This window comes from Streptomyces sp. NPDC019937, assembly GCF_040631655.1.
In the GTDB taxonomy this organism is placed as follows: domain Bacteria; phylum Actinomycetota; class Actinomycetes; order Streptomycetales; family Streptomycetaceae; genus Streptomyces.
The window spans coordinates 16,609-39,605 of record NZ_JBEYAL010000006.1 but is presented as its reverse complement, the minus strand read 5'-3'; the positions used below and the strand labels follow the sequence as shown (position 1 = coordinate 39,605).

Sequence of the window (22,997 nt, the reverse complement as noted above, 5' to 3'; positions counted from 1 at the left end):
GGAATGAGAATTGGTCACTCACTTTGAGAACCTACAGCTCCTTCAGCCGGTGCGGCGCAGCAGGGCCAGGTACATGGCGTCGGTGCCGTGCAGATGCGGCCACAGCTGGACGTCGGGGCCCTCGCCGAGCGCGGGGACGTCCGGCATCAGGGGGCGGGCGTCGATCCACTCGGCCGTCGCCCCCTCGCCCCTGCGCGCCTCCCCCAGCACGTCCTCGACCACGGCGCGGGTCTCGGCCGGGTGCGGGGAGCAGGTCGCGTAGCCGACGACGCCGCCGACGCGTGAGGCGGCCAGGGCCTCGCGCAGCAGGCCGCGCTGGAGCGGGGCGAACCCGGCCAGGTCCTCGGGGCGGCGGCGCCAGCGCGCCTCGGGGCGGCGGCGCAGCGCGCCGAGGCCGGTGCACGGCACGTCGACCAGCACCCGGTCGAAGCTCTCCGGCCGCCACGGCGGGCGGGTCCCGTCGGCGGCGATCACCTGGTACGGGCCGGGGTTCCCGGCGAGGGCCCGCTCCACCAGCCGGGCCCGGTGCGGCTGCTTCTCGGCGGCCAGCAGGGCCGCGCCGCGCCCCGCGGCGAGCGCGCCGAGCAGCGCGGCCTTGCCGCCGGGGCCCGCGCAGCCGTCCAGCCAGCGCCGGTCGGGGCCGTCCAGCGGGGCGTTCGCCAGCGCGAGGGCGACGAGCTGGCTGCCCTCGTCCTGCACCCCGGCGCGCCCCTCCCGGACCGCGTCCAGCGCCCCGGGTTCGCCGCCCTCGGTGAGCCGCACGGCGTACGGGGACCAGCGGCCCGGCAGCGCGGACTCCTCGCCGACGGCGGCGACCAGTTCGCCCGGGTCGGACCGGCCGGGGCGGGCGACGAGGGTGACCTCGGGCCGTTCGTTGTCGGCCTCCAGCAGGTCCTCGATCCCGGCCCGGCCGCCGCCGAGCGCGTCCCACAGCGCCGAGACGATCCAGCGCGGATGCGCGTGGACGACGCCGAGATGGTCCTCGGGGTCCTCGTCGTACGGCGGGGCGACCCGTTCCAGCCAGGTGTCGAGGTCGGCGGCGGCGATCTTGCGCAGCACGGCGTTGACGAACTTGGCGCGCCCGTCCCCGAGCACCACCCGGGCCAGTTCGACGCTCGCGGAGACGGCGGCGTGGGTGGGGATGCGGGTGCCCAGCAACTGGTGGGCACCGAGGGTCAGCACGTCGAGGACGGGCGGGTCCACCTCGCGCAGCGGGCGGTCCACGCATTCGGCGATGATCGCGTCGTAGGTGCCCTGGTGGCGCAGGGTGCCGTAGACCAGCTCGGTGGCGAGCGCCGCGTCCCGGGCGTCGAATCCGCCGTCCTCCCGCGCCTTGCGGAGCAGGGGCGGGAGGACGAGGTTGGCGTACGCGTCCCGTTCGTCGACGGCCCGCAGCGCCTCGAAGGCGAGGATCCGCACGGGGTCCTTCTTCGGTCGGCGGTAGGGCTTGCCGGGGCGGCTGTGACGGGGAGGGCCGGACTGGGGACTCACGGGAAATGTGCTCCGGAAGGTCTGGGGTGATCAGCCCCCCAGCGTACGCGGCTCAGCCGAGCACCCCCGCCGTCTCCCTCGGCTCCTCGGGGTCTCCGGGCTCGCCGGGGCCCGCGGGCTCCTGGGTTTCGAACTGGGTGCGGTACAGCTCCGCGTAGCGCCCCTCGGCGGCGAGCAGCGCGTGGTGGGTGCCGCGCTCCACGATCCGGCCGTCCTCCACGACGAGGATGAGGTCGGCCGCCCGCACGGTGGACAGCCGGTGGGCGATCACCACCGCGGTCCGCCCGTCCAGCGCCTCGGCCAGCGCCTCCTGCACGGCGGCCTCGGAGGTGGAGTCCAGATGGGCGGTGGCCTCGTCGAGGATCACCACCCGGGGGCGGGCCAGCAGCAGCCGGGCGATGGTCAGCCGCTGGCGCTCACCGCCGGAGAGGCGGTAGCCGCGTTCGCCGACGACGGTGTCGAGACCGTCCGCGAGCGACGCGATCAGCCCGTCGAGACGGGCCCGGCGCAGCACCTCCCACAGCTCGTCCTCGGTCGCCTCGGGGCGGGCCAGCAGCAGGTTGGCGCGGATGGTGTCGTGGAAGAGGTGGCCGTCCTGGGTGACCATGCCGAGGGTTTCGCGCAGCGAGGCGGCGGTCAGGTCGCGGACGTCCACGCCGGACATCCGGACGGCGCCCGCGTCGGTGTCGTACAGGCGCGGCAGCAGCTGCGCGATGGTCGACTTGCCCGCCCCCGAGGAGCCCACCAGGGCGACCATCTGGCCTGGTTCGGCGCGGAAGGACACCTGGTGCAGCACCTGGACGCCGCCGCGGGTGTCCAGCTGGGCGACCTCCTCCAGGGAGGCCAGCGACACCTTGTCGGCGGACGGGTAGCCGAAGTCGACGTGGTCGAACTCCACCGACACCGGCCCGTCCGGGACCCGCCGGGCGTCCGGCTTCTCGGTGATCAGCGGCTTCAGGTCCAGCACCTCGAAGACCCGCTCGAAGCTGACGAGCGCGCTCATCACCTCCACCCGCGCCCCGGCCAGCGCGGTCAGCGGGGCGTAGAGCCGGGTGAGCAGCAGCGCGAGGGAGACGACGGCACCGGGGTCGAGGCTGCCGCGCAGCGCGTAGTAGCCGCCGAGGCCGTAGACGAGGGCGAGGGCCAGGGCGGAGACGAGGGTCAGCGCGGTGACGAACGAGACCTGGACCATCGCCGTGCGGACGCCGATGTCCCGCACCCGGCGGGCCCGCGCGGCGAATTCGGCGGACTCCTCGGCCGGGCGGCCGAAGAGCTTCACCAGCGTCGCGCCGGGCGCGGAGAACCGCTCGGTCATCTGGGTGCCCATCGCGGCGTTGTGCGCCGCCGCCTCGCGCCGCAGCCTGGCGAGCCGGCGGCCGACCCGGCGGGCGGGCAGCAGGAAGACCGGCAGGATCACCAGTGCCAGCAGCGTGATCTGCCAGGAGATGCCGACCATCACGACGAAGGTGAGCAGCAGCGTCACCGCGTTGCTCACCACCCCCGAGAGGGTGTCGCTGAACGCCCGCTGCGCGCCGATCACATCGTTGTTCAGGCGGCTGACCAGCGCACCGGTGCGGGTGCGGGTGAAGAAGGCGACCGGCATCCGCTGCACATGGTCGAAGACGGCGGTGCGCAGATCGAGGATCAGCCCCTCCCCGATGTTCGCGGACAGCCGCCGGGTCAGCAGCCCCAGCGCCGCCTCGGCCACGGCGATCGCGGCGATCAGCCCGGCAAGACCGAGCACCGTGGACTGGTGTGCGTGGCGGTCGATCGCGTTCACCACCCGGCCCGCGAGGAGCGGGGTGGCGACGGCGGTCACCGCCACCACCGTGCTCAGGGCGACGAACAGCAGCAGCGGACGGCGATGGGGGCGGGCGAAGGCCCCGATGCGGCGCAGGGTCGCCCGGGAGAAGGGCCGCCGGTCGTCGCTGGCGTGTGTGGCCTGGTACAGGGAATGCCACGCGGTGACTTCCATGCTCATCGCGCACCTCCGAAGGGTTCGGGGTGCCGCCACGGTGATTACGCCGGTGGGTCCGGACCGGCGGCACGTGTCAAGGACGGTAGGACTTGAACCAAGGTTCAAGTCAACGACCGACCGCTCCCGCGCGCCGTGTCGTGTCAGCCGCCGAGCCGCTCGCCCTCCGCGATCCGCACCCCACGGGCCCAGTCCGCCGCGCGCATCGGCTTCTTGCCCTGCGGCCGGACCCAGGTCAGCTCCACGGCATGGCTGCCCGTGCCCACGTAGACCGCCTTCTTGGTCGCGGCGAGCGCGCCGGGTGCCAGATCCGTACGGTCCGCCACCGGCGCCGCCGAGACCACCTTCAGCCGCTCCCCGCGGAACGTCGTCCACGCGCCCGGCGCCGGGGCGCACCCCCGCACCAGCCGGTCGACCCGCAGGGCGGGGGACGACCAGTCGATCTCCGCGTCCTCGACGTTGATCTTCGGGGCGAGCGAGACGCCCTCGGCGGGCTGCGGCACCGCCCGCAGCGAACCGTCCTCGATGCCGTCCATCGTCGCCGCCAGCAGCCCGGCCCCGGCGAAGGCCAGCCGGGTCAGCAGATCGCCGCTGGTGTCGGTGGGCCGTACGTCCTCGGTCACCACCCCGTACACCGGCCCGGAGTCCAGCCCCTCCTCGATCTGGAACGTCGACGCCCCGGTCACCTCGTCGCCCGCGAGCACCGCGTGCTGCACCGGGGCCGCACCGCGCCACGCGGGCAGCAGCGAGAAGTGCAGATTGACCCAGCCGTGCGCCGGGATCTCCAGCGCCGCCTTGGGCAGCAGCGCGCCGTAGGCCACCACCGGGCAGCAGTCCGGGGCGATCTCGGTGAGCCGGGCGAGGAAATCGGCGTCCCGCGGCTTGGCCGGCTTCAGCACCTCGATGCCCGCCTCCTCGGCCCGCTCCGCGACCGGGCTGGCCACCAGCCGGCGGCCGCGCCCGGCGGGCGCGTCGGGACGGGTCACGACGGCCACCACCTCGTGCCGGTCGGACGCGATCAGTGCGTCCAGCGCGGGCAGGGCGACCTCGGGGGTACCGGCGAAGACGAGCCTCATGGGTGGCGAACTACCTCTCATTCAGGGCGTACAGGGCGGAGAACGGCGGAAACGCCGCCTCAGTCTATGGTCCGGCGATCGCGGGGGGGGCGTACGGGCCGACTCCCGCACGCCCCGGACCGTGACCGACGGGCGGGGTGCCGCGTTGGTCAAGAGAGATTGACCTCGCCGGGCCGCCACCGCGGCCCGGGCCCCGTCCCCGCCCACCCCCTTCACCGCCGGTTCGAGAGGCTTGTTCATGGCCGACCACGCAACTCACGACGCCCAGGCACGGGCCAGCCTGCACCTCCTGGTCCGGGACATCGAGCGGGTCCGCCGGCAGGTGGACGCGCTGCGCACCCTCACCGCCCAGCTCGGCAACGTCTACCGGCCGCGGCGCACCGGACCGTCCGCGGGCTTCGTCGTCTACGGCCGCGCCCCGGCGCCCACCGTGCGGCTCGCCCAGGAGCTGCGGGACAGCGTCGAGACCCTGGTCACCGCGGCGGTCGACTTCGACCGCTCGCTCGGCTTCTCGTGGGACGCGGTGGGCTCCGCGCTCGGCGTCACCAAGCAGGCGGTGCACCGCCGCTACGGCTCCCGCCGCGCCGCCGCGGCGAGCACCCCGGAGGGCGGCGAACCCCCGGCGGCGCACAGCCCCGAGCCCGCCGCGGTGCCGCCGGTCCCGTCCGTACCGGCCGCCCGCTCCGTCCCCCCGCAGGCCGCCCCGCCGCTGCGTGAGGACCCCCGCCCCAGCGCCTTCCCCGGCCCCCGCAACGGCTGAGAGAAGCCCCTTTTTTGGGGGGCTCGGCTCGCCTCCGGGGCGCCTCAGCCGGTGTCGACGGTCGACCGTGCTCGGCCCCTCGCGCGGCGGAGCCGCATATGGGTACGAGCCCTCGCGGCCTGCGCGCGCTCTCCCTTTCGGCACCGGCGCGCCCCTTCGGCTCACTCGCCCGTCAGCCGATGTCCAGGGGGTCGACGCGGACCGTCGGGTCCTTGTCGCCGCGGGCCAGCCGCAGGGCCTTGGCCTCCTTGACGGCCGCGGCCAGGGCGCGGCCCTGGCCCGGGGGCACCCGCAGCAGGGCGCGCTCCCACTGCTCGCCGGGCGGCGGGTCGCCGGGGCGCCGCGGGCGGCCCGGCGGGGTGGGGGGCAGCGGGACGGGGCCCAGGGTCTCGGTCCCCTCCGGCAGCGACGCCGAGGCGATCAGCTCGGCCACCGCCTCCCCCGGCCCGGCCACCGCCGCCATCCGGGAGACCGGCGGGAAGCCCAGCTGGGACCGCTCGGCGAGTTCGCGCGCCGCGTAACCGGCCGGGTCCCAGCGCACCAGCGCCTGGACGGGCCGCTGCGTCGGTTCCGCGGTCACCACGACCAGGCCGCCGTCCTCGTGCCCCCGCACCAGCGCGGCCGCTTCCAGCCAGCGGCGCAGCGCGTCCTCGCCCGCGCGCAGGTCGGGGCGGCCGAGCAGGGCCCAGCCGTCGAGCAGCAGGGCCGCCGCGTAGCCGCCCTCGGCGACCGGTTCGGCGCCCGGGGTGCTGACGACGAGCGACGGGCGGTCCGGCACGGTGTCCAGGACGTGGTCCCGGCCCGAGGTGCGGACCGGGACGGCGGGGAACGCGCGGCCCAGCTCCTCCGCGGTGCGCCGGGCGCCGACCACGCTCGCCCGCAGCCGCACGCCCCCGCACTCGGCGCAGTTCCAGGCGGTCTCGGCCCGCCCGCACCAGCCGCAGGCCAGCCGGTCCGCGTCGCGCGCCTCCAGGGGGCCCGCGCAGTGCCGGCAGCGGGCGGGCTCCCGGCAGCGCTCACAGGCCAGCCGGGGTACGTAGCCCCGGCGCGGCACCTGCACCAGCACCGGGCCGCGGGTCAGCGCCTCCCGCACGGTCTGCCAGGCGAGCGTGGGCAGCCGGGCGGCGCGGGCCTCGGCGTCCCGGGCCACCTCGCCCTCGTCCACGGTACGGATCAGCGGAGCCGCCGCCCGGACCTGCTCGCGGTCGGCCTCCAGGGGCCGGGCCCAGCCGTTCTCCACCAGCTGGGCGGCTTCCACGGTGCGGCCGAGGTCGCCCAGCAGGAAGCCCGTCCTCTCGTGCACGGCGCGCAGCAGCAGGACGTCGCGGGCGTGCGGCTGCGGGGCGTGGTCGTCGCTGTGGCTCTGGTCGCCGTCGTCCCAGATGCCCACCAGGCCGAGGTCGCGGACCGGCGCGAACATGGCCGCCCGGGTGCCGACCACGGCCCGCACCGAGCCACGGCTGACGGCCAGCCACCGCCGGTAGCGCTCCTCGGGGCCGAGGTCCGCGGTGAGCAGCACATGCCGCCCCGGACCGCCGAGCGCCCGGGTGAGCGCCGCGTCGACCCGGGCGGCGGTGCGCCCGTCGGGGACGACGACGAGCGCACCACGGCCGGAGGCGAGGGTGGCGGCGACCGCGGCGGCCCACTCGTCCGGCCAGTGCGGACCGGGCAGGGCGGTCCATACGGCCCGGGGCGTGCCGCCGCCCGCGAGCGCGTCCAGGAACCCGGGCCCGGCCGGGTAGCGGGCCCAAGCGCCGGGCGCGGGCGGCCCGGGCGGGGGCAGCGGCGGCGGGGACGCCTCGGACTCGGCGCGGACGTTGCGCTTGGGCAGGGCCAGCTGCAGGACGTCGGCGAGCGATCCCGCGTACCGGTCGGCGACGGCCCGGCACAGCGCGAGCAGCCCCGGCCCGAGCACCGGCTCGGGCGAGACGACCTGGGCGATGGCCGCCAGCGGACCGCGGTAGTCGGATTCGGCGACCCGCTCGACGATGTACCCGTCCAGCAGCCCGCCACCCTCGCGCCGCCCCTCGCGCACCTTGCCGGTCCCGGCCCCGAACCGCACCCGCACCCGCACCCCGGGCCGGGCCTCGGCGTCCATCTCGGCCGGGACCGCGTAGTCCCACAGCTTGTCGAGGTGCACCGGGCCCTTGTCCACCAGCACCTTGGCCACCGGCCGCTCCTTGGCCAGCGCGGCCCCCCGCCAGGTCCGCGGCTTGGCCCGCGGCACCTTGGCCTTGCGCACGCTGTCCCGGATGAGCGCGAGCTGCTCACCCCCCTGCGGCTCCCCCTCCGGGGCCTCGCGCCGCTCGTCGTCCCTGCTCACAGATCAAGTCTTAGCAGAGGGCTCGGACACACGAAGGCCCGGACGCCACGAGGGGCATCCGGGCCTTCGGTTCAAGCCGTGGTGACCAGGTCCTTACAGACCGGCCGCCGCGCGGAGGGCGTCGACGCGGTCGGTGCGCTCCCAGGTGAAGTCGGACTCCTCACGGCCGAAGTGACCGTAGGCCGCCGTCTGGGCGTAGATCGGGCGGAGCAGGTCCAGGTCGCGGATGATCGCGGCCGGACGCAGGTCGAAGACCTCGGAGATGGCCTTCTCGATCTTCTCGGCGTCGATCGTGGCGGTGCCGAAGGTCTCGACGAAGAGACCGACCGGCTCGGCCTTGCCGATGGCGTAGGCGACCTGGACCTCGCATCGCTGGGCGAGGCCCGCGGCGACGACGTTCTTGGCGACCCAGCGCATCGCGTACGCGGCGGAGCGGTCGACCTTGGACGGGTCCTTGCCGGAGAAGGCGCCGCCACCGTGGCGGGACATGCCGCCGTAGGTGTCGATGATGATCTTGCGGCCGGTGAGGCCGGCGTCACCCATCGGGCCGCCGATCTCGAAGCGGCCGGTCGGGTTGACCAGCAGCCGGTAGCCCTCGGTGTCCAGCTTGATGCCGTCCTCGACCAGCTGGTTCAGCACGTGCTCGACCACGAACTCCCGGATGTCCGGAGCCAGCAGCGAGTCCAGGTCGATGTCGGAGGCGTGCTGCGAGGAGACGACGACGGTGTCCAGGCGGACCGCCTTGTGGCCGTCGTACTCGATGGTGACCTGGGTCTTGCCGTCCGGGCGCAGGTACGGGATGGTCCCGTTCTTCCGGACCTCGGACAGCCGGCGGGAGAGCCGGTGCGCCAGGTTGATCGGCAGCGGCATCAGCTCGGGCGTCTCGTCGCACGCGTAGCCGAACATCAGGCCCTGGTCGCCCGCGCCCTGCTTGTCCAGCTCGTCCTCGTCGCCCTCGACCCGCAGCTCGTAGGCGGAGTCGACGCCCTGGGCGATGTCGGGGGACTGCGAGCCGATGGACACCGAGACGCCACAGGAGGCGCCGTCGAAGCCCTTCTTCGACGAGTCGTAGCCGATGTCGAGGACCTTGTTGCGGACGAGCGTCGCGATATCGGCGTACGCCTTGGTGGTCACCTCACCGGCCACGTGGACCAGGCCAGTGGTGATCAGGGTCTCGACGGCGACCCGGGAGGTCGGGTCCTCCTTGAGGAGGGCGTCGAGGATGGAGTCGCTGATCTGGTCAGCGATCTTGTCGGGGTGACCCTCGGTCACGGATTCCGAGGTGAACAGGCGGCGGGACACATCGCTCCCTGGGGTTGCAGCGGCTGCTGGCTGATCATGGGCGGGACCGCCCGGGGGCTGCGCCCGATGCGGTACCTGGGCCAGTTTATCCGGCGCTTCTGCCGGTCGAGCATTCCCGTCTCACAAGACGGGCAGGCCATGACCTGGAACATACCTCGCCTCGAGCCGAAATACAGCAAGGCCCCCATGACAGAAAACTGTCATGGCCCGAACGGACGCTCCCTGCCCCGGATCAACCCACGGTGGCGGCAATGCCTACCCACGTACGGCCCAAGGTCACGCGAAGGTCTTGTGAAGATCGCGCGAAGACGGTCGCGGGCTCAGCCGAAACGGGCCGCGACCAGGTCCCACACAGTCTCGGCCAGGGCGTCCTTCGGGCCGTACGGGACGGGCGTCTCGGTGCCGTCCGCGCCGAGCACCACCGCCTCGTTCTCCTCCGAACCGAAGGTCTTGTGCTCCCCCACCTCGTTCACCACGAGCAGATCGCAGCCCTTGCGGGCGAGCTTCGCCCGGCCGTTGACCAGGACGTCGTCGGTCTCGGCGGCGAACCCGACGACGACCTGGCCGGGGCGGGCGCGCTCGGCGGAGATTTCCGCGAGAACGTCCGGGTTGCGCACCAGAGCGACCGGTTCGGGCTCCTGCCCGTCCCGCTTCTTGATCTTTCCCGGGGCGTAGTGGGCGGGCCGGAAGTCGGCGACCGCGGCGGCCATCACCACCGCGTCGGCGTCCGCGGCGGCCTTCAGGACCGCCTCCCGCAGCTGGACCGCGGTCCCCACCCGCACCACATCGGCACCGGCCGGGGCGGGCAGCTCGCTGTTGGCCGAGACAAGAGTCACCCGGGCGCCCCGGGCCACGGCGGCGCGGGCCAGGGCGTACCCCTGCTTGCCGGTGGAGCGGTTGCCCAGGTAGCGCACCGGGTCCAGCGGCTCGCGGGTGCCTCCGGCGCTGATCACCACATGGCGTCCGGCCAGGTCGGCGCGGATCGCCTCGGGGCCGCGGGCCAGCACCCGGCGGCAGACCTCGAAGATCTCCTGCGGGTCCGGCAGCCGCCCCTTGCCGGTGTCCGCCCCGGTCAGCCGCCCGACGGCGGGCTCGATGACCACCGCGCCGCGGCGGCGCAGGGTCGCCACGTTCTCCTGGGTCGCGGGGTGCTCCCACATCTCGGTGTGCATGGCGGGGGCGAAGACGACCGGACATCGGGCGGTCAGCAGCGTATTGGTGAGCAGATCGTCCGCGAGGCCGTGGGCGGCCTTGGCGAGCAGATCGGCGGTGGCGGGGGCGACCACGACCAGGTCCGCGGACTGGCCGATGCGCACGTGCGGCACCTCGTGGACGGACTCCCACACCTCGGTGCCCGCCGGATTCCCGGAGAGCGCCGACCAGGTGGCCTCGCCGACGAAGTGCAGTGCCGAGGCGGTCGGCACGACGCGCACGTCATGCCCGGACTCCGTCAGCCGCCGCAACAGCTCGCACGCCTTGTAGGCGGCGATCCCGCCGCTGACCCCCAGCACGACCCGGGGCCTGTCCGCCATGGCCATCGCTCGCCTCTTCCCCGCCGTTTACGAACCGATACGTACCCATGACACACCACAAGCCCGGCAGCGAGGCCGCCGGGCCGGTGATGAGCGATGTGCCGGACCTACTGAGCCGGGCCCTCGATGGCCTCGGAGGTCAGCAGACCCGCGTTGATCTCGCGGAGCGCGATCGACAGCGGCTTCTCGTGGACGTGGGTGTCCACCAGGGGGCCGACGTACTCGAGCAGCCCCTCGCCGAGCTGCGAGTAGTACGCGTTGATCTGACGGGCACGCTTGGCCGCGTAGATCACGAGGCTGTACTTCGAGTCGGTCGCCTCGAGCAGCTCATCAATCGGAGGGTTGATGATGCCCTCGGGCGCGGTCATGGGAGAGGACACTCTCTAGCCTTCCTTATTACGCCTCATGGCAAGAATGAATTGAAGATCAAGCCACTCGCATCAAGGCTAGCAGCTCACTCGCCACGTCCTCGACGGAGGTGTTGACCAGGGTCGTATCGAACTCGGATTCGGCGGCCAGCTCGACGCGGGCCGCTTCCAGCCGCCGCTCGATGACCTCGGGCGCCTCGGTCCCCCGGCCGGTGAGCCGGCGGACCAGCTCCTCCCAGCTGGGCGGCGCGAGGAAGACCAGCTGGGCCTCCGGCATGGACTCACGGATCTGCCGCGCGCCCTGCAGGTCGATCTCCAGCAGCACCGGCTCGCCCGCGTCGAGCCGGTCGATGACCGCCTCACGGGGGGTGCCGTAGCGGTTGCCGGCGAACTCGGCCCACTCCAGCAGCTCACCGTTGGCGATCAGCTTGTCGAACTCACCGTCGTCCACGAAGAAGTACTGAACACCGTGCCGCTCACCGGGGCGGGGCCTGCGGGTCGTGGCGGAGACCGAGAGCCAGACCTGGGGGTGTGCCTTGCGCATATGCGCGACGACCGTGCTCTTACCGACCCCGGAGGGGCCGGAGAGCACGGTCAGCCGCGGGCGTACTGGATGTGCTGCCATGCAGCAGATTATCCAGGTTCCCGAGCGTGCCGGGAAACGTCAGCCGGCCGCGCCGCCGAACTCACGCTCGAGGGATGCGATCTGGTTGGAGCCGAGCCCGCGCACACGACGGCTTTCGGAGATGCCGAGCCGCTCCATGATCTGCTTGGCGCGGACCTTGCCGACGCCCGGCAGGGACTCCAGGAGGGCGGAGACCTTCATCTTGCCGATGACATCGTTCTCCTGGCCCTGCTTGATGACCTCGTGCAGAGACGCGCCGGAGTGCTTGAGCCGATTCTTGACCTCGGCGCGCTCCCGGCGAGCCGCGGCGGCCTTTTCGAGCGCGGCTGCGCGCTGTTCAGGGGTAAGGGGCGGAAGAGCCACGCCTACGTCACCTCGGATGTCGAACTGTCGGATATGGACCGGTGAGGAACCTAGTCGGCCCTCACCTGCGGAGCAACGCGCAACGCAACAGCGCGTTCGCTCTCGTCGGAGACTAGCGGCCGATCCCGCTCCAGTCAGCGAGAACAGACGAAAAGTCCTGGTCAGACTCTCTCGACTGGGACATTTAGGGACAAAATAGCTCGGTTATTCGGCCACGGCACGCACGTCATCAGCCATTCGGGCCGCCGCCTCGACCAGCGCGGCGGCGTCCGGACCGTGCTTGAGGACCCCCCGGCTGACGCTCGGGACGACGTTCCGGACCGCCGCGCCGAAGACCTCGGGAAGGTCCGCCGGGGTCGCGCCCTGGGCGCCGATGCCGGGAGCCAGCAGCGGCCCGTCGATCGCCAGCTCCGCACCGATCCGGTCCGCCGTGCCGCCGAGGGTCGCCCCGACGACCGCGCCGTACGAGCCGAGCGCGCCCCGCTCGGCCTCATCGGCGTTCTCGGCCTTCAGGTGGGCCAGCACCGAGGCAGCGACGGCCGTCCCGTCGGGCCCCGCCGCGTGCTGCACCTCGGCGCCCTCCGGGTTGGACGTCAGCGCCAGCACGAAGACCCCCGCGCCGCTCGCCCGCGCGGTGTCCAGCGCGGGGCGCAGCGAGCCGAAGCCGAGGTAGGGGCTGACGGTGACCGCGTCCGAGAACAGCGGGCTGCCGGGGTCGAGGTAGGCGGCGGCGTACGCGGCCATCGTGGACCCGATGTCGCCGCGCTTGGCGTCCATCAGGACCAGCGCCCCAGCGTCCCGGGCGTCCGCCACGGCCCGCTCCAGCACGGCGATGCCGCGCGAGCCGAAGCGCTCGAAGAAGGCCGACTGCGGCTTGAGGACGGCGACGCGCCCGGCGAGCGCGTCCACGACGGTCCGCGTGAACCGCTCGAGCCCCGCGACATCGTCGCCGAGGCCCCAGTCGGCGAGCAGGGAGGCGTGCGGGTCGATGCCGACGCACAGCGGCCCGCGCTCGTCCATGGCCCGTCGCAGGCGCGTACCGAAGGGGGTGGGCGGGGTCATGGTTCTCTCCTCGAAGAAGGGGCACTCCCAGCCCCTCCGGCGGTTGAGGAGCGGGGTCCGGGGCGGCGCCCCGGCGGGGGTGTGGGGGCGGAGCCCCCACCCACTACGCGGCGGCGTCGGCACCGACCGCGTCGGCCAGGGTCTCGTACGGGGACGCGGCGAGCCGGGCGGCCAGCCCGCGATGGATCTCGCGGGCCCAGAACGGCCCGCGGTAGATGAACGCGCTGTAGCCCTGCACCAGCGTCGCCCCCGCGAGGATCCGCTCCCACGCGTCGTCGGCCGTCTCGATCCCGCCTACGCCCACGAGCGTGAGCCGGTCCCCCACCCGGGCGTACAGGCGGCGCAGGACCTCCAGCGAGCGCGCCTTGAGGGGGGCGCCGGACAGGCCGCCGGTCTCGGCGGTGAGCCGCGCCGGGGAGGTGAGGCCCAGCCCCTCCCGCGCGATCGTCGTGTTCGTGGCGATGATGCCGTCCAGGCCCAGCTCGACGGCGAGGTCGGCGACCGCGTCCACGTCCGCGTCGGCCAGATCCGGCGCGATCTTCACCAGCAGCGGCACCCGCCGCCCGGTGACCGTGCGGTCGGCGGCCTCGCGGACCGCGGTCAGCAGCGGCCGCAGCTGGTCGACGGCCTGGAGGTTCCGCAGTCCGGGGGTGTTGGGCGAGGAGACGTTGACGACGAGGTAATCCGCGTGGGCGGCCAGTCGCTCGGTCGAGGTCACATAGTCGGCGACCGCTTCCGCCTCCGGGACGACCTTGGTCTTGCCGATGTTGACGCCGACCGTCGTACGGAAGGCGGCGCGGCGGGCCGCGAGACGGCCGGCGACGGCGGCCGAGCCGTCGTTGTTGAAGCCCATGCGGTTGATCAGCGCACGGTCGCCGACCAGCCGGAAGAGCCGCTTCCTGGGGTTGCCGGGCTGCGGCTCGCCGGTGACGGTGCCGATCTCGACATGGTCGAAGCCGAGCATGGCCATGCCGTCGATCCCGGCGGCGTTCTTGTCGAACCCGGCGGCGAGCCCGAACGGCCCGTGCATCCGCAGGCCCAGCGCCTCGGTGCGCAGCGCCGTGTGGCGGGGGGCGAGGACGGCCGCGAGGAAGGTGCGCAGGACGGGGACGCGGGCGGCCAGCCGGATCCAGCCGAAGGCCAGGTGGTGGGCCTTCTCCGGGTCCATGCGCCGGAAGATCAGGTTGAAGAGCAGCGAGTACATGAGGGGCTTTCTGCGCGCGGGGAGCGGGGAAAGGGGGCTCGCGAAGAGGGGGACACCGGCCGGTGTCCCCCTCCCTCGCCTCACTCCTCGCGGGCGGCGGTCAGATGTTCCGCGTGTTCCTGGAGCGACCGGACGCCGACCGTGCCCCGGCCCAGGGACTCGATGCCCTGGACGGCGGCGGCGAGGGCCTGGACGGTGGTCAGGCACGGGACGCCACGGGCGACGGCCGCCGTACGGATGTCGTAGCCGTCGAGCCGGCCGCCGGTGCCGTACGGGGTGTTGACGATCAGGTCGACCTGGCCGTCGTGGATGAGCTGGACGATGGTCTTCGTACCGTCCGGCCCCTCCCCCTCGCTGTGCTTGCGGACGACGGTGGCGTTGATGCCGTTGCGCTTGAGTACCTCCGCCGTGCCCGAGGTGGCCAGCAGCTCGAAGCCGAGGCCGACCAGCTCCCGGGCCGGGAAGATCATCGAGCGCTTGTCGCGGTTGGCGACGGAGACGAAGGCGCGCCCCTTGGTGGGCAGCGCGCCGTACGCCCCGGCCTGCGACTTGGCGTACGCCGCGCCGAAGACCGAGTCGATGCCCATGACCTCACCGGTCGAGCGCATCTCCGGGCCGAGGATGGTGTCCACCCCGCGCCCCGAGGCGTCGCGGAACCGCGACCAGGGCATCACGGCCTCCTTGACGGAGATCGGCGCGTCCAGCGGCAGGGTCCCGCCGTCGCCGGTCGCGGGCAGCAGGCCCTCGGCGCGCAGCTCGGCGATGGTCGCGCCCAGCGAGATCCGGGCGGCGGCCTTGGCCAGCGGTACGGCGGTGGCCTTGGAGGTGAAGGGGACCGTACGCGAGGCGCGCGGGTTCGCCTCCAGGACGTACAGGATGTCCCCGGCCATCGCGAACTGGATGTTGATCAGTCCGCGGACGCCGACGCCGCGCGCGATGGCCTCGGTGGAGGCGCGCAGCCGCTTGATGTCGAAGCCGCCGAGGGTGATCGGGGGCAGCGCGCAGGCCGAGTCGCCGGAGTGGATCCCGGCCTCCTCGATGTGCTCCATGACGCCGCCGAGGTACAGCTCCTGGCCGTCGTAGAGCGCGTCGACGTCGATCTCGATCGCGTCGTCGAGGAAGCGGTCGATCAGCACCGGGTGCTCGGAGATGAGGCCGGCGTGGCGCTCCAGGTACTCGGCGAGCGAGGGCTCGTCGTAGACGATCTCCATGCCGCGGCCGCCCAGGACGTACGAGGGGCGGACCATGACCGGGTAGCCGATCTCGGCGGCGATGCCCTTGGCCTGCTCGAAGGAGAAGGCGGTGCCGTACTTGGGGGCGGGCAGTCCGGCCTCGGTCAGCACCCGGCCGAAGGCGCCGCGCTCCTCGGCGAGGTTGATCGCCTCGGGCGAGGTGCCGACGATGGGCACGCCGTTGTCCTTGAGGGCCTGGGCGAGGCCGAGCGGGGTCTGGCCGCCGAGCTGGACGACGACGCCCGCGACCGGGCCCGCCTGCTGTTCGGCGTGGACGATCTCCAGGACGTCCTCCAGGGTGAGCGGCTCGAAGTAGAGCCGGTCGGAGGTGTCGTAGTCGGTGGAGACGGTCTCCGGGTTGCAGTTGACCATGACGGTCTCGTAGCCCGCGTCGTGCAGCGCGAAGGAGGCGTGGACGCACGAGTAGTCGAACTCGATGCCCTGGCCGATGCGGTTGGGCCCGGAGCCGAGGATGATCACGGCCGGGGTCTCGCGCGGCGCGACCTCGCTCTCCTCGTCGTAGGAGGAGTAGAAGTACGGGGTCCTGGCGGCGAACTCGGCGGCGCAGGTGTCGACCGTCTTGTAGACGGGCCGGATGCCGAGCGCGTGCCGCACCTCGCGGACCACGTCCTCGCGCAGCGAGCGGATCCCGGCGATCTGGGCGTCGGAGAAGCCGTGCCGCTTGGCCTCGGCGAGCAGCTCGGGGCCGAGCTTGTCGGCGGCCGCCAGCTCGTCCGCGATCTCCTTGATCAGGAACAGCTGGTCCACGAACCAGGGGTCGATCTTCGTGGCGTCGAAGACCTCCTGCGGGGTGGCCCCGGCGCGGATGGCGGCCATGACGGTGTTGATCCGGCCGTCGGTGGGGACGTCGGCCCGCTCCAGCAGCGCGGACTTCTCTCCGGGGTCGCCGGTGAAGTCGAACTGGCTGCCCTTCTTCTCCATCGAGCGCAGCGCCTTCTGCAGCGCCTCGGTGAAGTTGCGGCCGATGGCCATGGCCTCGCCCACCGACTTCATGGTGGTGGTGAGGCGGGCGTCGGCGGCGGGGAACTTCTCGAACGCGAACCGCGGCACCTTGACCACGACGTAGTCGAGCGTGGGCTCGAAGGACGCCGGGGTCTTCTCGGTGATGTCGTTGGGGATCTCGTCCAGCGTGTAGCCGACGGCCAGCCGGGCGGCGATCTTCGCGATCGGGAAGCCGGTGGCCTTGGAGGCCAGCGCGGAGGAGCGGGAGACGCGCGGGTTCATCTCGATGACGATGACCCGGCCGTCCTCGGGGTTGACCGCGAACTGGATGTTGCAGCCGCCGGTGTCGACGCCGACCTCGCGGATGACGGCGATACCGATGTCCCGCAGCACCTGGTACTCGCGGTCGGTCAGCGTCATCGCCGGGGCGACGGTGATCGAGTCGCCGGTGTGGACGCCCATGGGGTCGAAGTTCTCGATGGAGCAGACGACCACGACGTTGTCGTGCTTGTCGCGCATCAGCTCCAGCTCGTACTCCTTCCAGCCCAGGATCGACTCCTCCAGCAGCACCTCGGTGGTCGGGGAGAGCGTCAGGCCCGTGCCCGCGATGCGGCGCAGCTCCTCCTCGTCGTGGGCGAAGCCGGAGCCGGCGCCGCCCATGGTGAAGGACGGGCGGACGACGACGGGGTAGCCGCCGAGGTGCTCGACGCCCGCGAGGACGTCGTCCATGGAGTGGCAGATGTACGAGCGGGCGGACTCGCCGTGGCCGATCTTGGCGTTGACGGCCTCGACGACCTCCTTGAACTGGTCGCGGTCCTCGCCCTTGTGGATCGCCTCGACGTTGGCGCCGATCAGCTCGACGCCGTACTCGTCGAGGGTGCCCGCCTCGTGCAGGGAGATGGCGGTGTTCAGGGCGGTCTGGCCGCCGAGGGTGGGCAGCAGCGCGTCGGGGCGCTCCTTGGCGATGATCTTCTCGACGTACTCCGGGGTGATCGGCTCGACGTACGTGGCGTCGGCGATCTCCGGGTCGGTCATGATCGTGGCCGGGTTGGAGTTGACCAGGATGACCCGCAGGCCCTCGGCCTTCAGCACCCGGCAGGCCTGGGTGCCGGAGTAGTCGAACTCGGCGGCCTGGCCGATGACGATCGGGCCGGAGCCGATGACCAGGACGGACTGGATGTCGGTGCGCTTAGGCACGCTGGCCCTCCATCAGGGTGACGAAGCGGTCGAACAGGTACCCGGCGTCGTGCGGGCCCGCGGCGGCTTCGGGGTGGTACTGGACGCTGAACGCTGGGCGGTCGAGCAGGCGCAGCCCCTCGACCACGTTGTCGTTGAGGCAGACGTGGGAGACCTCGGCCCGCCCGTAGGGGGTGTCGCTGGGCGCGTCGAGCGGGGCGTCCACGGCGAAGCCGTGGTTGTGCGCGGTGACCTCCACCTTTCCGGTGGTGCGGTCCTGCACCGGCTGGTTGATGCCGCGGTGGCCGTACTTCAGCTTGAAGGTGCCGAAGCCGAGCGCGCGGCCCAGGATCTGGTTGCCGAAGCAGATGCCGAACAGCGGGGTGGACCGCTCCAGGACGGCGCGCATGAGGGAGACGGGGTGCTCGGCGGTGGCCGGGTCGCCCGGTCCGTTGGAGAAGAACACGCCGTCGGGGTCGACCGCGTAGAGGTCGTCCACGGTGGCGGTGGCGGGCAGGACGTGCACCTCGATGCCGCGCTCGGCCATCCGGTGCGGGGTCATGCCCTTGATGCCGAGGTCGACGGCGGCGACGGTGAACCGCTTGGTGCCGATCGCGGGGACGACGTACGTCTCCCGCGTCGCCACCTCGCCGCTCAGGTCGGCGCCCTTCATCTGCGGGGCGGCCTGCACCCGGGCGAGCAGCGCGGCGTCATCCGCGATCGCCTCTCCGGAGAAGATGCCGACGCGCATGGCGCCGCGCTCGCGCAGGTGGCGGGTGAGGGCGCGGGTGTCGACGCCGCTGATGCCGACGACGCCCTGGGCGGTCAGCTCCTCGTCCAGCGAGCGGCGGGAGCGCCAGTTGGACGGCGTACGGGCCGGGTCGCGCACCACGTAGCCGGAGACCCAGATGCGGCCGGACTCGGGGTCCTCGTCGTTGACGCCCGTGTTGCCGATGTGCGGGGCGGTCATGACGACGACCTGGCGGTGGTAGGACGGGTCGGTCAGGGTCTCCTGGTAGCCGGTCATCCCGGTGGAGAACACGGCCTCGCCGAAGGTCTCCCCCACGGCCCCGTAGGCGCGGCCACGGAAGGTGCGGCCGTCCTCCAGGACGAGAACGGCGGGGGCCTGGGCCCCCCTGGTGGAGGTCGTCATCGTGCGCCTTCCTGGTTGTGCTCGGTGTGCTTGACGTCTTCGGTGACGCCGGGGGCGTCGAGGGCTTCGACCCAGGCCGCGTGCTCGGCGGCGTGGTCGGAGCGGAAACCGGAGTCGATCCGCCGGTCGCCGTGGCTCCAGGTGATGATCAGCAGCCCGCCCTCGGCGAGGACCTTGCCCGCGATGCCCTTGTCGAGCCGGGCGCCGCGGAGGCTCGCCGCCGGGATGAAGAAGTCCTGGGCGCCGGGCCGTACGACGCTCACGCCCTCCTCGGTGAGGGTCAGCTCGACGCGGCTGCGGGTGCCAAGGCCGTGGGCCACGATGCGGTCGAGCCACTGTCCGGCGGTGGTGGAGCCGTGGTAGCGGCCGGTGAGCGCCAGCTTCGCGGGGCCCGGTTCGGCCGGAGCCTCGGGCAGCTCGGGCAGATCGCCCTGGAGGGTGCCGCGCCACTTCCAGCCCTCGCGCATCAGCCAGTAGACCAGCGCGATGACGAGCAGCAGGCCGACGACCCAGCCGATGCGGGCGGCCCAGTCGGTGACGTCCTGGGACCGCTGCTCAGCTGCCAGATGGGTCAGAGATATCACGCCAGTTTCCCGTCCACGACCGTCGCCCGGCCCCGCAGGAAGGTGTGCGTCACCCGGCCCGGCAGTTCCCGGCCCTCGTAGGGGGTGTTGCGGCTGCGGGAGGCGAAGCCCGCGGGGTTCACCTCACCACGGTATGCGGAGTCCAGCAGGGTGAGGTTGGCGGGCTCCCCGGCGGCGATGGGGCGGCCCTGGCCGGTGAGCCGGCCGATGGCGGAGGGGCGGGTGGACATCCGGTCGGCGACGCCCGCCCAGTCCAGCAGCCCGGTGTCGACCATGGTGTGCTGGACGACGGACAGCGCGGTCTCCAGGCCGACCATGCCCATGGCCGCGGCGCCCCACTCGCAGTCCTTGTCCTCGTGCGGGTGCGGGGCGTGGTCGGTGGCGACGCAGTCGATGGTGCCGTCGGCCAGCGCCTCGCGCAGCGCCATGACGTCGGCCTCGGTGCGCAGCGGCGGGTTCACCTTGTAGACGGGGTTGTAGGAGCGGACCAGCTCGTCGGTGAGCAGCAGGTGGTGCGGGGTGACCTCGGCGGTGACGTTCCAGCCCTTGGACTTGGCCCAGCGGACGATCTCGACCGAGCCCGCGGTGGACAGATGGCAGATGTGCACGCGGGAGCCGACGTGCGCGGCGAGCAGCACGTCGCGGGCGATGATCGACTCCTCGGCGACGGCCGGCCAGCCGCCCAGGCCCAGTTCGGCGGAGACGATGCCCTCGTTCATCTGGGCGCCCTCGGTGAGCCGCGGCTCCTGGGCGTGCTGGGCGATGACGCCGTCGAACGCCTTCACGTACTCCAGGGCGCGGCGCATGATCACGGCGTCGTCGACGCACTTGCCGTCGTCGGAGAAGACCCGGACCCCGGCGGCGGACTCGTGCATGGCGCCCAGCTCGGCGAGCTTCTTGCCCTCCAGGCCGACGGTGACGGCGCCGACGGGCTGCACGTCGCAGTAGCCGGACTCCCTGCCGAGCCGCCACACCTGCTCCACGACGCCCGCGGTGTCGGCGACGGGGAAGGTGTTGGCCATGGCGTGGACGGCGGTGAAGCCGCCGACCGCGGCGGCCTTGGTGCCGGTGAGGACGGTCTCGGAGTCCTCGCGGCCGGGCTCGCGCAGATGGGTGTGGAGGTCGACCAGGCCCGGCAGCAGGATCTGCCCGGCGGCGTCGATCACGGTGGCGCCGTCCGCGTCGAGGCCGGTGCCGACGGCGGCGACGCGCTCGCCCTCGATCAGCACGTCCCGCGGCTCGCCGCCGAGCACCTGCGCGCCGCGCAGCAGCGTCTTGTTCGTGTCGCTCATGGTTACTGGTTCTCCTCGGTGCGGGCGGGGGGAGCGGCGGGCTCGTTGCCGCCGAGCAGCAGGTACAGGACTGCCATGCGGATCGAGACGCCGTTGGCGACCTGCTCGACGGCGGTGCAGCGGTCGGAGTCGGCGACCTCGGCGGTGATCTCCATGCCGCGGTTCATGGGGCCGGGGTGCATCACGATGGCGTGCTCGGGCATCCGGGCCATGCGGTCGGCGTCCAGGCCGTAGCGGCGCGCGTACTCGCGCTCGGTGGGGAAGAAGGCGGCGTTCATGCGCTCGCGCTGGACCCGCAGCATCATCACGGCGTCGGACTTGCCCACCACCGCGTCCAGGTCGTACGAGACGTCACAGGGCCAGCTCTCGATGCCGAAGGGGACGAGGGTGGGCGGGGCGACCAGGGTGACGTCGGCGCCGAGGGTGGACAGCAGGTGGACGTTGGAGCGGGCGACCCGGCTGTGCAGCACGTCGCCGACGATGGTGATCCGGCGGCCGGCCAGGTCCTGGCCCACGCCCGCGGCCCCGGAGGCCAGCCGGCGGCGCATGGTGAACGCGTCGAGCAGCGCCTGGGTGGGGTGCTCATGGGTGCCGTCGCCCGCGTTGACGACGGAGCCCTTGATCCAGCCGGAGGTGGCGAGCCGGTGCGGGGCGCCGGAGGAGTGGTGCCGGATGACGACGGCGTCGGCGCCCATCGCCTCCAGGGTGAGCGCGGTGTCCTTCAGGGACTCGCCCTTGGAGACCGAGGAGCCCTTGGCGGAGAAGTTGATGACGTCGGCGGACAGCCGCTTGGCGGCCGCCTCGAAGGAGATGCGGGTGCGGGTCGAGTCCTCGAAGAAGAGGTTCACGACGGTGCGGCCGCGCAGGGTCGGCAGCTTCTTGATCGGCCGGTCGGCGAGCCGGGCCAGCTCCTCGGCGGTGTCGAGGATCAGGACGGCGTCGTCGCGCGAGAGGTCGGCGGCCGAGATGAGGTGACGCTTCATCCGGGTGCTCCGTGGGTGAGGAGGTGTGCGGGCGTGCGGGCGGGCTGGCGCCTGGTCCGGTGCCGGGCCGTGGGGCCCTCGCACCGGTCGTCCGACGGGCCGGGTACCCGGGATCGCCGGGAGTCGTCGCCGTCGGTTCCGGGGCGCTACTGTCCGTCCGCGGAGGTGGTCCCGCGCAGGCCGAGGAGCACGCTGTCGCGCCCGTCCTCCTCGGTGAGCTGGACCTTGACCGTCTCCCGCAGCGACGTGGGGAGGTTCTTGCCGACGTAGTCGGCCCGGATCGGCAGTTCCCGGTGGCCGCGGTCGACGAGGACCGCGAGCTGGACGGCGCGCGGCCGGCCGATGTCACCGAGGGCGTCGAGCGCGGCGCGGATGGTGCGGCCGGAGAAGAGCACGTCGTCGACGAGGACGACCAGACGGCCGTCGACGCCGTCGCCGGGGATGTCGGTGCGGGCCAGCGCGCGGGCGGGCCGCAGGCGCAGGTCGTCGCGGTACATCGTGATGTCGAGCGAGCCGACCGGCAGCTCACCGGGCGACCTGCCGGTGATCTCCTCCAGCCGGGCGGCCAGCCGCCGGGCGAGGAAGACACCGCGGGTGGGGATGCCGAGCAGCACCACGTCGTCGGCGCCCTTGGCGCGCTCGACGATCTCGTGGGCGATGCGGGTCAGGACGCGCGCGATGTCCGGTGCTTCCAGCACGGAGCGCGCGGCGTCCGAGGTACGAGCGTCCATGGGATACGGACCTCCTTCTCCGCCTCACGGGACGGACCTTAAAGGACGTCGGATTTGCGCCATTCACAGTAGCAGGGGCGCATGGGGCGTTCGTCAACACCCCTGGCGAGAGCCCCTCCGCTCCATTCGGCTTGACGAATGGAGATTACGCTACGTAACCTTCACAGTGAGTTACCAGCCGCGCGGCGGAGCCGCACGTCGATTCAGTGTCCGGGGAGCTTTATGTCCAGCGAATACGCCAAACAGCTCGGGGCCAAGCTCCGCGCCATCCGCACCCAGCAGGGCCTCTCCCTTCACGGCGTCGAGGAGAAGTCCCAGGGCCGGTGGAAGGCCGTGGTGGTGGGATCGTACGAGCGCGGGGACCGCGCCGTGACCGTCCAGCGTCTCGCCGAACTGGCCGACTTCTACGGCGTCCCGGTGCAGGAGCTGCTGCCGGGCACCAGCCCGGCCGGGGCGGCCGAGCCGCCGCCGAAGCTGGTGCTGGACCTGGAGCGGCTGGCCCATGTGCCGGTCGAGAAGGCGGGCCCGCTCCAGCGGTACGCCGCTACAATCCAGAGCCAGCGCGGCGACTACAACGGCAAGGTGCTCTCGATCCGCCAGGACGATCTGCGCACCCTCGCCGTGATCTACGACCAGTCGCCGTCCGTGCTGACCGAACAGCTGATCAGCTGGGGAGTGCTGGGCGCCGACGCGCGCCGCGCGGTCCAGCACGAGGATGTGTGACGCGCGCCCTTAGCGCTCTCGCACCCTCTCCACCAGCAGAAACGTGCCGCCGGGGGCGGTGGAAGTGCCGTATGGCCTC

General features: G+C 72.9%; 19 protein-coding genes. 2 read left to right on the top strand and 17 right to left on the bottom strand.

Annotated features, from left to right (window positions below; all coding sequences use genetic code 11):
• Nucleotides 1-42 precede the first annotated feature (42 nt).
• The 3 genes from ABZ562_RS07005 to fmt form a co-directional block, all read right to left on the bottom strand.
• Complete coding sequence (locus ABZ562_RS07005) at nucleotides 43-1,491, bottom strand: transcription antitermination factor NusB (protein WP_361475043.1); 1,449 nt, start codon at nucleotides 1,489-1,491, stop codon at nucleotides 43-45.
• Nucleotides 1,492-1,543: 52 nt separating this feature from the next.
• Entirely contained in the window at nucleotides 1,544-3,472 is a 1,929-nt protein-coding gene (locus ABZ562_RS07000) for an ABC transporter ATP-binding protein (RefSeq protein ID WP_361475041.1), read from the bottom strand.
• 137 nt (nucleotides 3,473-3,609) lie between these two features.
• Complete coding sequence (fmt, locus tag ABZ562_RS06995; protein WP_361475039.1) at nucleotides 3,610-4,542, bottom strand: methionyl-tRNA formyltransferase; 933 nt, start codon at nucleotides 4,540-4,542, stop codon at nucleotides 3,610-3,612.
• A 238-nt stretch (nucleotides 4,543-4,780) separates the two neighbouring features.
• Here fmt and ABZ562_RS06990 point away from each other — a divergent pair, with 238 nt between their 5' ends.
• Nucleotides 4,781-5,302 carry a hypothetical protein gene (locus ABZ562_RS06990; protein ID WP_361475037.1) on the top strand — a complete coding sequence of 174 codons (522 nt, stop codon included), beginning with the start codon at nucleotides 4,781-4,783 and terminating at the stop codon, nucleotides 5,300-5,302.
• A gap of 172 nt (nucleotides 5,303-5,474) precedes the next feature.
• Here ABZ562_RS06990 and ABZ562_RS06985 read toward each other — a convergent pair whose 3' ends face one another.
• From ABZ562_RS06985 to pyrR, 14 genes are all read right to left on the bottom strand, one after another.
• Entirely contained in the window at nucleotides 5,475-7,625 is a 2,151-nt protein-coding gene (locus ABZ562_RS06985) for a primosomal protein N' (RefSeq protein ID WP_361475035.1), read from the bottom strand.
• Nucleotides 7,626-7,718: 93 nt separating this feature from the next.
• A complete protein-coding gene (gene metK / locus ABZ562_RS06980) occupies nucleotides 7,719-8,927 on the bottom strand; it encodes a methionine adenosyltransferase (RefSeq protein WP_361475033.1) in 1,209 nt (402 codons plus the stop codon).
• A 320-nt stretch (nucleotides 8,928-9,247) separates the two neighbouring features.
• Nucleotides 9,248-10,465 carry a bifunctional phosphopantothenoylcysteine decarboxylase/phosphopantothenate--cysteine ligase CoaBC gene (coaBC, locus tag ABZ562_RS06975; RefSeq protein ID WP_361475031.1) on the bottom strand — a complete coding sequence of 406 codons (1,218 nt, stop codon included), beginning with the start codon at nucleotides 10,463-10,465 and terminating at the stop codon, nucleotides 9,248-9,250.
• A 101-nt stretch (nucleotides 10,466-10,566) separates the two neighbouring features.
• On the bottom strand, nucleotides 10,567-10,839 hold the full coding sequence (rpoZ, locus tag ABZ562_RS06970) for a DNA-directed RNA polymerase subunit omega (protein ID WP_009713616.1): 273 nt from the start codon (nucleotides 10,837-10,839) through the stop codon (nucleotides 10,567-10,569).
• A 46-nt stretch (nucleotides 10,840-10,885) separates the two neighbouring features.
• On the bottom strand, nucleotides 10,886-11,452 hold the full coding sequence (gene gmk / locus ABZ562_RS06965) for a guanylate kinase (RefSeq protein WP_055557532.1): 567 nt from the start codon (nucleotides 11,450-11,452) through the stop codon (nucleotides 10,886-10,888).
• Nucleotides 11,453-11,491: 39 nt separating this feature from the next.
• Nucleotides 11,492-11,815, bottom strand: a complete 324-nt coding sequence (locus tag ABZ562_RS06960) for an integration host factor (protein ID WP_009713618.1) — start codon at nucleotides 11,813-11,815, stop codon at nucleotides 11,492-11,494.
• Between the two features lie 204 nt (nucleotides 11,816-12,019).
• Complete coding sequence (gene pyrF / locus ABZ562_RS06955) at nucleotides 12,020-12,877, bottom strand: orotidine-5'-phosphate decarboxylase (RefSeq protein WP_361475029.1); 858 nt, start codon at nucleotides 12,875-12,877, stop codon at nucleotides 12,020-12,022.
• Between the two features lie 103 nt (nucleotides 12,878-12,980).
• Nucleotides 12,981-14,081, bottom strand: coding sequence for a quinone-dependent dihydroorotate dehydrogenase (locus tag ABZ562_RS06950; RefSeq protein ID WP_361475027.1), 1,101 nt, complete (start codon nucleotides 14,079-14,081; stop codon nucleotides 12,981-12,983).
• Between the two features lie 80 nt (nucleotides 14,082-14,161).
• Entirely contained in the window at nucleotides 14,162-17,473 is a 3,312-nt protein-coding gene (gene carB / locus ABZ562_RS06945) for a carbamoyl-phosphate synthase large subunit (RefSeq protein ID WP_361475025.1), read from the bottom strand.
• Nucleotides 17,466-18,605, bottom strand: coding sequence for a glutamine-hydrolyzing carbamoyl-phosphate synthase small subunit (gene carA / locus ABZ562_RS06940; RefSeq protein WP_361475023.1), 1,140 nt, complete (start codon nucleotides 18,603-18,605; stop codon nucleotides 17,466-17,468). The genes carB and carA overlap by 8 nt, the downstream gene beginning before the upstream one ends.
• Nucleotides 18,602-19,189: a hypothetical protein gene (locus tag ABZ562_RS06935; protein WP_361475021.1), complete on the bottom strand. Its 588-nt coding sequence runs from the start codon at nucleotides 19,187-19,189 to the stop codon at nucleotides 18,602-18,604. Before ABZ562_RS06935 ends, carA begins: the two co-directional genes overlap by 4 nt.
• Entirely contained in the window at nucleotides 19,186-20,481 is a 1,296-nt protein-coding gene (locus ABZ562_RS06930; RefSeq protein WP_361475019.1) for a dihydroorotase, read from the bottom strand. Before ABZ562_RS06930 ends, ABZ562_RS06935 begins: the two co-directional genes overlap by 4 nt.
• Before the next feature lie 2 nt (nucleotides 20,482-20,483).
• A complete protein-coding gene (locus ABZ562_RS06925; RefSeq protein ID WP_361475017.1) occupies nucleotides 20,484-21,464 on the bottom strand; it encodes an aspartate carbamoyltransferase catalytic subunit in 981 nt (326 codons plus the stop codon).
• 146 nt (nucleotides 21,465-21,610) lie between these two features.
• Nucleotides 21,611-22,195, bottom strand: a complete 585-nt coding sequence (pyrR, locus tag ABZ562_RS06920) for a bifunctional pyr operon transcriptional regulator/uracil phosphoribosyltransferase PyrR (protein WP_361475015.1) — start codon at nucleotides 22,193-22,195, stop codon at nucleotides 21,611-21,613.
• A gap of 222 nt (nucleotides 22,196-22,417) precedes the next feature.
• Between pyrR and bldD the strand changes: the two genes are divergently transcribed.
• Nucleotides 22,418-22,918 carry a transcriptional regulator BldD gene (gene bldD / locus ABZ562_RS06915; protein WP_014056259.1) on the top strand — a complete coding sequence of 167 codons (501 nt, stop codon included), beginning with the start codon at nucleotides 22,418-22,420 and terminating at the stop codon, nucleotides 22,916-22,918.
• Nucleotides 22,919-22,997 lie beyond the last annotated feature (79 nt).

Coding starts and splice junctions, on each gene's coding strand:
- ABZ562_RS06925 (WP_361475017.1), bottom strand. CDS start 21,464: ATGAAGCGTCACCTCATCTCGGCCGCCGACCTCTCGCGCGACGACGCC.
- pyrF (WP_361475029.1), bottom strand. CDS start 12,877: ATGACCCCGCCCACCCCCTTCGGTACGCGCCTGCGACGGGCCATGGAC.
- ABZ562_RS06990 (WP_361475037.1), top strand. CDS start 4,781: ATGGCCGACCACGCAACTCACGACGCCCAGGCACGGGCCAGCCTGCAC.
- carA (WP_361475023.1), bottom strand. CDS start 18,605: ATGACGACCTCCACCAGGGGGGCCCAGGCCCCCGCCGTTCTCGTCCTG.
- fmt (WP_361475039.1), bottom strand. CDS start 4,542: ATGAGGCTCGTCTTCGCCGGTACCCCCGAGGTCGCCCTGCCCGCGCTG.
- pyrR (WP_361475015.1), bottom strand. CDS start 22,195: ATGGACGCTCGTACCTCGGACGCCGCGCGCTCCGTGCTGGAAGCACCG.
- bldD (WP_014056259.1), top strand. CDS start 22,418: ATGTCCAGCGAATACGCCAAACAGCTCGGGGCCAAGCTCCGCGCCATC.
- coaBC (WP_361475031.1), bottom strand. CDS start 10,465: ATGGCCATGGCGGACAGGCCCCGGGTCGTGCTGGGGGTCAGCGGCGGG.
- ABZ562_RS06950 (WP_361475027.1), bottom strand. CDS start 14,081: ATGTACTCGCTGCTCTTCAACCTGATCTTCCGGCGCATGGACCCGGAG.
- ABZ562_RS07000 (WP_361475041.1), bottom strand. CDS start 3,472: ATGAGCATGGAAGTCACCGCGTGGCATTCCCTGTACCAGGCCACACAC.
- gmk (WP_055557532.1), bottom strand. CDS start 11,452: ATGGCAGCACATCCAGTACGCCCGCGGCTGACCGTGCTCTCCGGCCCC.
- ABZ562_RS06930 (WP_361475019.1), bottom strand. CDS start 20,481: ATGAGCGACACGAACAAGACGCTGCTGCGCGGCGCGCAGGTGCTCGGC.